The following is a 12,034-nucleotide window of genomic DNA, read 5'->3' on the forward strand; positions in this document are numbered from 1 at the left end:
GGCCCGACAGGAAAGGCCGGGAAATCGGTCGTCCCTATATACGAGGTTATCGTCCGTGACGTAGCCATGGGCATTCGGGAGTATGTCCGTTAACTCACAAGAACGATTCAGAAACGCTCTCCTGGCGGTTCAGAACATTCAGTCGGGCTGATTTTCGCTTTTCTCACCCGCCAAATCGGCGCGCACCGCGTTCAGCGCCCGCTGCAACGACGGCAGCCGACGGTCGCGCAGGGCGGCTGCGCGGGCCGTCTGCATCGCATGCTCGCGCAGTTCGGCGTTGATCTCGGCGATCCGGTCCTCGGCGGCGGTGCTGTCGCTTTGCTCGCGGGCGTGCAGCTCCGACGTCAGCGCGGTTTCGGCGGCCAGCACCCGGCTGCCGACCCGCTCCTCGACCGCGGAACGCAGCGCGGTGGTCACGTCGGTGACCCAGCGGTCCAGCACCGCCCGATCCTGCAGTAGCGCACGAAGTCCCACCACCCACACCGTCACCACCAGCCCGACCAGTCCCCCTGCCACCAGCCCTGCCGCCGTCAGACCGGGCGCCAGCCCGGTGAACAACCGGATCACCATCAGCGCCACGCCCAGCCCGAAGCCGGCACCGAGGATCATCATTAGCTGGGTCTCCAGGCGGCGGGACTTCAGCGGCGGCCCCGGCAGGGCCGGCGTCGACGGCGAGCCGGGCAGCGGCGGCGCGGGCAGTTGCAGCCCGGCGGCCATATCGCGCAGGTGGGCGGTCACGCCCTCGTCGACCTCGGCGACGACGTCGTCGGCGCGCCTGCGCACGTAGGACTCGAAGTCACCGAGCCCGCGCCGGCCGGTCTGCGATGCGTCCTCGGCCAGTTCGGCGCGCACCGACGTGCACCGGTTGCGCGCGAAGTAGGTGAGCTGCAGGCGGGCCTGCTGCAGTTGGCTGCGCAGCGCGATGGTGTGCTCGGACTTGGCCACCCGACGAGCGCGCACGACGTCGTCGCGTTGGGCGCGCAGCGCGTCGACGCGGGCCTGCCGGTCCATGCCGTCCCCGTCGGCGCGGTAGCGCTCGATTTCCGCCGAGATCCGGGTTTCCCACGCGCGCAGGCGGTTTCGGCGGTCAAGGTCCGGGTCCGCGAGCCGGTGTTGCAGCAGGTCCACCAGCTCGTCGACTTGCGGCTCACCGAGATTCGGCGCCGCAGCCACCCCCACCCACGGCACGTCGGCGTATCGCGGTGCCCGCTCGGTGAGTGTCGCCCGGTCGGCGGCCAGCACGTCGCGCCAGTCGCGGTGCGCGTCGATCTTGGACACCGCACCCACCACCAGGTCGGTGTGGCGCGTCGCCAGATCGATGAGCACACAGTCGGATTCGGTCAGCGGCGCCACCGCGGAGACCACGAACACCACCGCCTTCGGAGCGTCGGTCGCCGACAGGTCCGCACCCTCGACGAACGTGTGCTCGGGCAGGCGCTCACGCAGCGCAGCGACCACGCCCGTGGTGCCCGCCAGCCAGGGACCGGTCACCGCCACCACGTCGCGGCGCCGCACGGCGGGCGGGCTCAGCGCCGGTTCGATCGCGGACACCACGGCGTCGGCCGACGCGACCGGATCGTTCACCGGGACCGCCCGAGCAGACGCAGCGAGCCGCGGCTGATGTCGGCGGCGCACTCGCGGTGCAGCGCGGTGACCGGGCCGCTGCCGTAGCGCCGCCACTGCACGGCGCCGCGCAGGTGCGCGGCCGGATCATCGGCCCGGTCCACGGACACGCCGGCGGCCTCGACCACCTCGACGGCGGCGGCCATGGCGCCCACGACCGCGTCGTCGCCTGCCAGAAACGCTGCCAACCGTTCGTCACCGCCCTGGGCGGCCAGCGCCCGCAACTCGGTGATCGCCGAGCGCACCCGCTGGTAGCGCAGCGCGGCGCCGGCCGCGTCGATCTGCGCGACGACGCGGTCGAGCATGCTGTGCCTGCGCAGCAGCCCCGGCAACGCGGCGGGTTCGGCGCCGCCGCCCAGCGCCAGCACCGCGTGGGCGATGCCGAACCGGTCCAGCGCGTCGAGCAGGCGTCGTCGCACCGGCACCGCCACCGGGTGCGCGCACTGCAGAAACGCATCGGTGGACGTCAGATCCGCGGGCTCGCGTACCAGGACCGACAGCGCGTCGAGCATTGCGTCGTCGAGCACGACCGCGCCCAGCAGCGCCACCATCGGCACGGTCGGCACGCCGGTCAGCGCGCGGTAGCGGCCCGCGCGCCGATGCGCCGTCGCCAGCGGGCCGCCCGGACCGAACCCGGTCAGGTCGGCTTTGTTGAGCACCAGCACGGTCGGTCGCCGCGCAGCGCCGATCAACGTGGTGTCCTCGGGTTTGAGCACCTCCGCGAGCACCACGACGTCGACGTCGGCGCCGGCCGGATCGGGGGTGACGACGACGCCGCCCGCGGTCAGCGCCGCACCGACCGTCGTCGCGCCCGCGCCGCGGCGGCCCCGCACCGCGACCCGCAACGGCGCGCGCAGCCGCCGGATGATGGACCGCAGCCGCGGGTTGCGGCTGTCCTGCGCGTGCTGTGTCAACGCGTCGACGAAAATCTGGCGGCCTTCCCTGTCTCCGGACGTCGGCACCGCGCCGGGCGGGCCTCTGCGTCGATGGTGACACTGCCACGCGCAGGGGGTGAGCGGCAGTTCGCGCCGCTGGGGACAAACCGGGCGCATACCAGCCGAAGGCAACTGTTGGGTATCAATCTGTACCACGATGCGGGTACTCGGACGCACATGAGCGAACATGGACGGATGCATTTGCCCGATGTCGCCGACGGCTCGGCTCCGTCGCCCGATGTCGCCGATGCCCACCATCGGTATCCCCGGGTCACCAGCTTCCGGACCCGGCGTACGACGCTCTCCGCGGCTCAGCAGGCGACCTGGGACCGGCGCTGGCCGGAGCTGGGCACCCACGCCCGCGACGCCGGCGGCCCCGCCCCGCGCCTGGACACCGACGCGTGGTTCAAACGCCGAGCGCCGGTGGTCGTCGAGATCGGCTGCGGTGCGGGCACCTCGACGCTGGCGATGGCCAAGGCGGAGCCGGACCTGGACGTGGTGGCCGTGGAGGTCTACCGGCGCGGCCTGGCGCAGTTGCTGTCGGGAATCGACCGCGACGAGGTGCCCAACATCCGGTTGGTGCGCGGCGACGGCGTCGACGTGCTGGCCCACATGTTCGGCCCCGACTCGCTGACCGGCGTTCGGGTGTTCTTCCCCGACCCCTGGCCCAAGGCGCGCCACCACAAGCGCAGGCTGCTGCAGCCGTCGACCGTCGCGCTGATCGCCGACCGGCTGCGTCCGGGCGGGGTGCTGCACGTGGCCACCGACCACGCCGGCTACGCCGAGCACATCGCCGAGGTGGGTGACGCCGAACCCCTGCTGCGCCGGGTCAGCGCCGCGGACTCCCTGCCGATCTCCGTGCAGCGCCCGGTCACCAAGTACGAGAACAAGGCGCAGCACGCCGGCAGCGCTGTCGCCGAACTGCTGTGGGAGAAGCGGTCATGAGCGTCACCGAGGAGATCCCCGTCACCGAGGAGGCACCGCCCGAGGCGGCCGAACCCACTCCGCCGGAAGGCACCGCGCGGGTCCTGCTGGTCTGGGACGCCCCCAACCTGGACATGGGTCTGGGCTCCATCCTCGGCGGCAGGCCGACGGCCGCGCACCGGCCCCGCTTCGACGCGCTGGGCCGGTGGCTGCTGGCGCGCACCGCCGAGCTCTCCGCGGGACGACCCGACGTCTCGCTGGAGCCCGAAGCGACCGTGTTCACCAACATCGCCCCAGGTAGCGCCGATGTTGTCCGGCCTTGGGTGGAAGCGTTGCGTAACGTTGGCTTCGCGGTCTTCGCGAAACCCAAATTGTGCGACGACAGTGATGTCGATACCGACATGCTCAACCACATCGCGGTGCGGCGCAGCGAAGGCCTGGCGGGCGTTTTGGTGGCCTCCGCGGACGGTCAGGCGTTCAAACAACCGTTGGAGGAGATCGCCCGCGACGGCATACCGGTGGCAGTGCTCGGATTTCGCGAACATGCCAGCTGGGCGCTAGCGTCGGATACCTTGGAGTTCGTCGACCTGGAGGACATTCCTGGTGTTTTCCGGGAGCCGCTACCGCGAATCGGCCTTGATTCGCTGCCCGAGCAGGGGGCATGGCTGCAGCCTTTCCGGCCGCTGTCCTCGCTACTGACCTCGCGCGTCAACAACTGAAATGCGCAGCGTCGTCTATACAGACTTGTAAGGAGTTCACGTGTTCGCCTGGTGGGGTCGAACGGTGTATCGGTTTCGATACATCGTCATCGGCGTCATGGTCGCGCTGTGCCTTGGTGGCGGTGTCTTCGGCATCTCCCTGGGCGACCACGTCACCCAAAGCGGCTTCTATGACGAAGGCAGCGAGTCCGTGCACGCCTCGCTGGTCGGTGACGAGGTCTATGGCCGCGACCGCACCAGCCATGTCGTCGCCATCCTGACGCCGCCCGACGGCAAGAAGGTAGACAACCCGGAGTGGCAGCGCGACGTCGTCGCCGAGCTCGACGCGCTCGTCGCCGACCATCCCGACGAGGTGGTGAGCTGGGTCGGTTGGCTACGCGCGCCGGACGCGGCCAGCGAGACCGTCCAGCAGATGAAGACGAGTGATCTGTCCAAGACGTTCATCAGCATCCCGCTGCAAGGCGACACCGACGACGAGATCCTGAAGAACTACCAGGCCGTCGAACCCGACCTGCAGCAGATCAACGGCGGCAACATCAAGCTGGCCGGCCTCAACCCGCTGGCCAGCGAGCTGACCGGCAGCATCGGCGAAGACCAGCGCCGCGCCGAGATCGCCGCGATCCCACTGGTCTGTGTGGTGCTGTTCTTCGTCTTCGGCGGTGTGGTCGCCGCGGCGCTGCCCGGGTTGATCGGCGGCCTGACCATCGCCGGGGCGCTGGGCATCATGCGGCTGCTCGCCGAGTTCATGCCCGTGCACTTCTTCGCCCAGCCGGTGGTGACGCTGATGGGCCTCGGCATCGCCGTCGACTACGGGCTGTTCATGGTGAGCCGGTTCCGTGAAGAGATCGCCGAGGGCTACGACACCGAGGCCGCGGTGCGCCGGACCGTGATGACTTCGGGGCGCACCGTGATGTTCTCCGCGGTGATCCTGGTGGCGTCGTCGGTGCCGCTGCTGCTGTTCCCGCAGGGCTTCCTCAAGTCGATCACCTACGCGATCATCGCCTCGGTGATGCTCGCGGCGATCCTGTCGATCACCGTGCTGGCCGCGGCCCTGGCCATCCTCGGTCCCAACGTCGACGCGCTCGGCGTGCGCACGCTGCTGCGGGTGCCGTTCTTCCGCAACTGGAAGCCGATGCGGGTCTACCTGGAGTGGCTGGCGGAGAAGACGCAGAAGACCAAGACCCGCGCCGAGGTCGAGAAGGGCTTCTGGGGCAAGCTGGTCAACCGGGTGATGAAGCGGCCCATCGCGTTCGCGGCGCCGATCGTCATCGTGATGATCCTGATGATCATTCCGCTCGGTCAGCTCTCCCTGGGCGGCATCAGCGAGAAGTATCTGCCCCCGGACAACCCGGTACGCCTGGCCCAGGAGGACTTCGACAGGTCCTTCCCCGGCTTCCGCACCGAACCGTTGACGATCGTGATGGAACGCGACGACGGCGAGCCGATCACCGATCAGCAGATCGCCGAGGTGCGCAGCAAGGCGATGACGGTGCCCGGGTTCATCGTGCCCGACGGGGATCGGTCGAAGATGTGGCAGGAGCGGTCGGTCCAGGAGGGCGGCTCCAAGGACCCCTCGGTTCGGGTGATCCAGAACGGTCTGGAAAATCGCAACGACGCGGCGAAGAAGATCGACGAGCTGCGCGCCCTGTCCCCGCCGCGGGGCATCGAGGTATCCATCGGTGGCACACCGGCTTTGGAACAGGACAGCATCCACAGCCTGTTCGACAAGCTGCCCCTGATGGTGACGCTTCTGATCGTCACCACGACGATCCTGATGTTCCTCGCGTTCGGGTCGGTGGTGCTGCCGATCAAGGCCGCGGTGATGAGCGCGCTCACGCTGGGCTCGACGATGGGCATTCTGACGTGGATGTTCGTCGTCGGGCACGGATCCGGGATCATGAACTACACGCCGCAGCCGTTGATGGCGCCGATGATCGGCCTGATCATCGCGGTGATCTGGGGTCTGTCCACCGACTACGAGGTGTTCCTGGTCTCGCGCATGGTGGAGGCCCGCGAGCGTGGCATGTCCACCGCCGAGGCCATCCGGATCGGCACCGCGACCACCGGCCGGTTGATCACCGGCGCCGCCCTGGTGCTGGCTGTGGTCGCGGGCGCGTTCGTGTTCTCCGACCTGGTGATGATGAAGTACCTGGCGTTCGGTCTGCTGATCGCGCTGCTGCTGGACGCCACCGTGGTCCGGATGTTCCTGGTGCCGTCGGTGATGAAGCTGCTCGGCGACGACTGCTGGTGGGCGCCGCAGTGGATGAAACGGCTGCAGGAGCGCCTCGGGCTGGGTGAAACCGAACTGCCCGACGAGCGCAAACGCCCCGCGGTCCGCGAAACCGTGGAGAACCCGGAGGCGCTGGTCGGGGCGGGCGCCCCGGTTCCGCCGCGTCCGGCCGCGCGGCCGCGGCCACCGCACGATCCCACCCATCCGGTCCCGCAGGGTCCGCCCGCCGGTGCGACGACGCGGATCGCCACGCCGCGCGCGGTTCCGTCGAGCGCGGGCACGGCGCGGATCCCTGGCGCCGAACAACCCGAAGAGCCGCCGACCACCCGGCTGGCGATGGCCCGTAACGCCGTGCGCAACGCGGTGAACAACGCGGCCGCCGCCGCCCGCGAGGCCGCCAAACCGCCGAGCCCGCCACCTCCGCCGCCCCGCGCACCGCGAGAGGACCGCCAGATCGAGTCGTGGCTGGGCGAATTGCGCGGCACCGCAACACCGCCCGGTCCGCCACCCCCGCCTGCGGGACGGGCGCGGCCGTCGGCCGAGGCCACCCGGGCGATGCCGCGGTCACCACGGCCCGAGCCCGGCAACGAGCCGACGACGGCGTTCCCGGCGGCGGGCACGGCGCCCGAAAGCGCCAACTCGCAGGACGCCCAGGACGCCGACGCCACCACGGCGATCCCCACGGCGCGGCCACCGGAGAACTCGGGCGATCCCGAGGCCACGGAGAAGATCGACACCCGTGAGGACGAGCAGCCCAAGCGCCGCGGCGGCGGTGTGAGCGCGCAGGATCTGCTGCGCCGTGAAGGCCGCCTCTAACTAGCCGCCCGATCTCGGCGCGCGGCGGCGCGCCTACTCCTGCGGGCGCATCGGGATCTCGTCGGGTTCGGCCTCGACCCGGCCGCCGTCTTCGGCCGCCAGCGCGGCCTCCTCAGCCGCCGGGTCCGGCGCCGTCAACACCCGCACCGCGCTGTTGAGGAACGCCATCACCGGCACCGCGAGCAACGCGCCGACGATGCCGGCCAGCACCCCGCCGCCGGCGATCGCCAACACGATGGCCAGCGGATGGATGGAGACCGCCCGACCCATCACCAGCGGCTGCAGGACATGGCCCTCCAACTGCTGGACCGCGATGATCAGGCCCAGCGTGATCAGGGCGTAAATCCAGCCTTTGGCGATCAGCGCCACGATCACCGCGAGGAAACCGGTGATCACCGCGCCGACCAACGGGATGAACGCACCGAGAAACACCAGCGACGCCAACGGCAGCGCCAACGGCACCCCCATGATCGCCAGGCCGGCGCCGATGCCGACGGCGTCGACCAGCGCCACCAGAAACGTCGCCCGGACGTAGCCGATCAGCGAACGGAAGCCCGCCTTGCCCGCGTCGCGCACCCGCCCCCGGACATGTTCGGGAAAGATCTTGGTGACGAACGCGAAGATGTTGCGCCCGCCGTGCAACAGGAAGATCAGCGTGAACAGCACCAGCAGGGCACCGGTGACGATCTCGGTCACCGTCGTCGCCGTCGACAGCGCACCGCTGGTCAAACGCTCCTGGTTGTTGCGCAGCGCCTCCACGGCCGCCGTCTGCAACTGGTCGATCTGCTGGTCGCTGACCCCCAGCGGGCCGTCGGTCAGCCAGTTGCCGACGCCGTCGATGCTGTGGGTCACCTGTTCCACGAGAGCCGGTGCGCCCTCGATGAACTGGTTGACGACGAACGTCATGATCCCGCCGACGATCGCGAAACCGCCGAGCAGCATCAGCGCCACCGCACCGCCGCGCGGCGCGCCCCGCCGGTGCAGGTAATCCACGGCAGGCAACAACAGGGCGGCCAGGATCGTGGCCAACGCGACCGGCACGACGATGATCTCGAGCCGTTTGACCACCCAGAGCACGGCCACGACGGCGGCCAGGATCACCAACAGTCGCCACGACCACGCCGCGGCTTTCCGGACCAGCGGGCTGACCGCTTCGTCATCCACCGACAGACCCGCGGGCATCCCGACAGCGTAACGGCCTATCGTGACCACCCGCCGAACTCTGCAGTGGTCCCGGAATCACGGACGCCACGCTTTACCCTGTAGGGCGTGTCGCACGACGCGCCGGCGAGCGAGGCCCACAGCCAGAGGCGCCCCGCCCGCGGTAAGTACTGGTGGCTGCGCTGGGCCGTCATCGCCGTCGTGGCCGTCGTCCTCACGGTCGAACTGGTGTTGGTCTGGGATCAGCTCGCGAAGGCCTGGCACAGCCTCTACACCGCCAACTGGGCGTGGGTGCTGGCGGCGGTGGGCACCGCGTTGGCCTCGATGCACTTCTTCGGCGACATCCAGCGCAAGCTGCTGCGCTCCGCGGGAGTGCCGGTGCGGCAGTGGCGATCTCAGGCCGCGTTTTACGGGGGCAACTCGCTGAGCACCACGCTGCCCGGCGGCCCGGTGCTCTCAGCGACGTTCATCTACCGGCAGCAACGCATCTGGGGCGCGACGCCGGTCATCGCGTCGTGGCAGCTGGTGATGTCGGGGGCGCTTCAGGTCATCAGCCTGACCCTGCTCGGGCTCGGCAGCGCGTTCTTCCTCGGCGCGCGCCAGAACCCGTTCTCGTTGATCTTCACCCTGGCCGGGTTCATCTTGCTGATCGTGCTGGCCCAGGCGGTCGCGTCGCGGCCGGATCTGCTCGACGGCATCGGGGTGCGCGTGTTGGGCTGGGTCAACTACCTGCGCACCAAACCGTCCGACAACGGCGTGGCCAAATGGCGCGAGACGCTGGCCCAGCTCGAATCGGTGAAGCTGAGCCGCCCGCAGCTGGGCGTCGCGTTCGTGTGGTCGATGTTCACGTTGGTCACCGGGGTCGGGACGCTGCTGTTCTCCTGCTACGCCACCGGGGAGCGGCCGTCGCTGCTCGGGGTGGTGGTGGCTTTCGTCGCCGCCCGCGCGGTCGGCTCGATCCCGCTGATGCCCGGCGGGCTGCTGGTGGTCGAGGCGGTGCTGGTGCCCGGCCTGGTGTCGAGCGGGCTGACGCTGGCCTCGGCGATTTCGGCGATGCTCATCTACCGCCTGATCAGCTGGGTGTTCATCGCGGCGATCGGCTGGGTGGTGTTCTTCTTCATGTTCCGTACCGAGTCGGAGATCGACCCCGACGCGATTGCCGACACCGCCCAGGCGTGATTGGAGCCCGCTATGCCGCCCGTCGTCGATGAGCAGACCCGGCCCGCGTTGACCGCGCTGGCGACCGACCTCGTGTGCGTGGTCGTGTTCTGCACGATCGGCAGGCGCAGCCACGCCGAGGGGCTGAACCTGGCGGGTATCGCCGAGACAGCGTGGCCGTTTCTGTCCGGTGCGGTGGTCGGCTGGCTGGTGTCGCTCGGGTGGCGCCGGCCGGTCGCGGTGGTGCCCACCGGCGTGGTGGTGTGGCTGTGCACGATCGTGGTGGGCATGCTGCTCCGCAAGCTGACGTCGGCCGGTATAGCACCGAGTTTCATTGCGGTGGCGTCGATTTCGACGGCGGTGCTGCTACTCGGCTGGCGCGTGCTGGCTGCGGTCCTGATCAGCCGCCGCTGACGACGACACGGTCAGCGTTGCGCGCAACCCGCCGAGCGGACCGTCGGACAGTTCGATGCGCCCGCCGTGCAAGCTGGCCTGCTGGGCGACCAGCGCCAGCCCGAGACCGCTGCCGCCGGGCGCGGCGGTGCTGCCGCGGGCGAACCGGCCCAGCACTGACTGGTGCTCTTCGGCGGGCAGCCCCCGTCCGTCGTCGTCGACGATGATCGTCACCGCGTCGTCGTCGCGGTGCGCGGTGAGCACAATCCGCGTGGCCTGCCCGTGGTGCACGGCGTTGCGCACCAGGTTGTCCACGGCCAACCGCAGGCCGCTGGGCCAGCCCCAGATCGCGCCGAGCCGCTCGTCGGGCGCAACGACGATCTCGACGCTGCTGCCCGGCCGGCTGTTCTCGCGCGCGACGCGGTCAAGCAGGTCGGTGACGTCGATGAGCTCGCGGTCCTCGGGTTGGGCCAGCTGACCCGAGGCCAGCTGACCCAGCGCGGTGATCATCGCCTCCACCCGCCGCTGCGCGCGGTCCAGGTCGTCCACCACCTCCTGGCGCTCCTCGGCGGGCAGGTCGCGGATCCGCAGCGTGTTCAGATCGGCGCGCATCGCCGTCAACGGGGTGCGCAGTTCGTGGGCGGCGTTGGCGGCGAAGTCCTGGGCGGCCTGCAACGAGTTGGTGGTCGACTCCTGGGCGGCGGTCAGCCGGCGCAGCATTGCCGACATCGCCTCCGACAGGTCCTCGGCCTCGCGCACCCCGCGCACCTCGGGCAGCTTCTGGGTGCCCTTGCCGAGCCGCTTGGTGTGCTCGGTGAGCTTGCGCAGCGGGCGGATCGCCGGGCCCGCGAGCAGCCAGCCCAGCCCGCCGGCGATCAACACCGTGACCACTCCGACCGCGACGTAGGACGGAATCCGCGACGGGCTCAACAAGATGCTGTCGGCGCGGATGCCGACCGACATCAGCAGCCCGCCCTGCTGTTCGACGACGATGGTCCGCACCCGGTACTCGATCCCGTTGACTTCCACCGTCTCGGTGCCGGGCTGCAGTTGCGGTAGCTGGAACCCGCGCTGAAACACCACCTGACCGGTGGACGCCGACCGGCCCGTCGTCAGCACCCCTTGGCGCGGATCGTCGAGCTCGCTGGGCCGCATACTCGCGGCGATGATCGCGTCGAGGCGCCGATCCAGTTGTGCCGCATCGTTGTTGGCAAGGACCACCGAGGTGAGCACGGTGAACGCGGCGACGACGGTGGCCGCGGCCGCTGCTGCGGCCACCGCCACCCGGGTGCGCAGCGACGCCGAGCGCAGGAACCTCGGTACCCGCACGGGTCAGGTCCCGTTCTCGGGGCTCACGAGTCGTCCCGCAGCACGTACCCGATCCCGCGAACGGTGTGGATGACCCGCGGCAGCCCCTCGCGTTCGAGCTTGCGCCGCAGATAGGAGATGAACACGTCGGCGACGTTGGTGTCGACGTCGAAGTCGTAGCCCCACACCAACTCCAGCAGGCGCTGGCGGCTGAGCACCACGCCGGCGTTCTCGGCGAGCACGGCCAGCAGGTCGAACTCGCGTTTGGTGAGATCGACGCGCTCCCCCTCGACGAAGACCAGCCGGCGCGCGCTGTCGATCGTCAACGGCCCCACGGTCATCGGGTGCGACGCCCGATCGGAGTGGCCGGACCGGCGCAGCAGGGCGTGCAGCCGCGCCACCAACTCGCCCAGGTCAAACGGTTTGGTCAGGTAGTCGTCGGCGCCGGCTTCCAGCCCGGCGATGCGGTCGTTGACGGTGTCGCGCGCCGACAGCACACAGATCGGGATGTCGTTGCCCATCGCGCGCAGCGCGGTCACCACCGCGACACCGTCGAGTTCGGGCATCTGCACATCCAGCACCAGCGCGTCATGCGGTTCGGCCGACAGCAGCCGCAGCGCCTCTTTACCGCTGGCCGCGACCCGGACGTCGAATCCGGAATGGCGCAAACCGCGCGCAACCGACGTCAGCACATCCGGGTCGTCGTCGACCAGCAGCACGGTGCGGCCCGCGCTGTCCTGCTGCGCGGGCGGCCCAACCGGCACGCG

The 12,034-nt window shown here is 70.1% G+C and carries 10 protein-coding genes; 5 read left to right on the top strand and 5 right to left on the bottom strand.

Annotation, left to right across the window (positions count from 1 at the left end):
- Nucleotides 1-138: 138 nt before the first annotated feature.
- A complete protein-coding gene (locus ABQE93_RS02930; RefSeq protein ID WP_448405766.1) occupies nt 139-1,584 on the bottom strand; it encodes a hypothetical protein in 1,446 nt (481 codons plus the stop codon).
- On the bottom strand, nt 1,581-2,585 hold the full coding sequence (locus ABQE93_RS02935) for a hypothetical protein (protein WP_448405767.1): 1,005 nt from the start codon (nt 2,583-2,585) through the stop codon (nt 1,581-1,583). Before ABQE93_RS02935 ends, ABQE93_RS02930 begins: the two co-directional genes overlap by 4 nt.
- A gap of 150 nt (nt 2,586-2,735) precedes the next feature.
- Here ABQE93_RS02935 and trmB point away from each other — a divergent pair, with 150 nt between their 5' ends.
- Genes trmB through ABQE93_RS02950 form a run of 3 tightly spaced genes read left to right on the top strand, consistent with a single transcriptional unit; the run spans nt 2,736 to nt 7,247 of the window.
- The gene (gene trmB / locus ABQE93_RS02940) at nt 2,736-3,503 is read left to right on the top strand and encodes a tRNA (guanosine(46)-N7)-methyltransferase TrmB (protein ID WP_448412323.1); all 768 of its coding nucleotides are present in this window, start codon (nt 2,736-2,738) and stop codon (nt 3,501-3,503) included.
- On the top strand, nt 3,500-4,201 hold the full coding sequence (locus tag ABQE93_RS02945; RefSeq protein WP_448405769.1) for an NYN domain-containing protein: 702 nt from the start codon (nt 3,500-3,502) through the stop codon (nt 4,199-4,201). The genes trmB and ABQE93_RS02945 overlap by 4 nt, the downstream gene beginning before the upstream one ends.
- Before the next feature lie 40 nt (nt 4,202-4,241).
- Nucleotides 4,242-7,247 carry a trehalose monomycolate exporter MmpL3 gene (locus tag ABQE93_RS02950; protein ID WP_448405770.1) on the top strand — a complete coding sequence of 1,002 codons (3,006 nt, stop codon included), beginning with the start codon at nt 4,242-4,244 and terminating at the stop codon, nt 7,245-7,247.
- Nucleotides 7,248-7,280: 33 nt separating this feature from the next.
- On the opposite strand, the gene ABQE93_RS02955 is transcribed toward ABQE93_RS02950, so the two are convergent.
- Nucleotides 7,281-8,429: an AI-2E family transporter gene (locus ABQE93_RS02955; RefSeq protein ID WP_448405771.1), complete on the bottom strand. Its 1,149-nt coding sequence runs from the start codon at nt 8,427-8,429 to the stop codon at nt 7,281-7,283.
- 87 nt (nt 8,430-8,516) lie between these two features.
- On the opposite strand from ABQE93_RS02955, the gene ABQE93_RS02960 reads away from it, so the two are divergent.
- A complete protein-coding gene (locus tag ABQE93_RS02960; RefSeq protein WP_448405772.1) occupies nt 8,517-9,587 on the top strand; it encodes a lysylphosphatidylglycerol synthase transmembrane domain-containing protein in 1,071 nt (356 codons plus the stop codon).
- A 12-nt stretch (nt 9,588-9,599) separates the two neighbouring features.
- Nucleotides 9,600-9,980, top strand: coding sequence for a DUF3054 domain-containing protein (locus ABQE93_RS02965; protein WP_448405773.1), 381 nt, complete (start codon nt 9,600-9,602; stop codon nt 9,978-9,980).
- Here the strand turns inward: ABQE93_RS02965 and ABQE93_RS02970 are convergent.
- Entirely contained in the window at nt 9,933-11,288 is a 1,356-nt protein-coding gene (locus ABQE93_RS02970; RefSeq protein WP_448405774.1) for a sensor histidine kinase, read from the bottom strand. The genes ABQE93_RS02965 and ABQE93_RS02970 overlap by 48 nt on opposite strands.
- A 23-nt stretch (nt 11,289-11,311) precedes the next feature.
- Nucleotides 11,312-12,031: a response regulator transcription factor gene (locus ABQE93_RS02975; protein ID WP_448405775.1), complete on the bottom strand. Its 720-nt coding sequence runs from the start codon at nt 12,029-12,031 to the stop codon at nt 11,312-11,314.
- Nucleotides 12,032-12,034: the final 3 nt, after the last annotated feature.

Source organism: Mycolicibacterium sp. XJ662, from assembly GCF_053484035.1.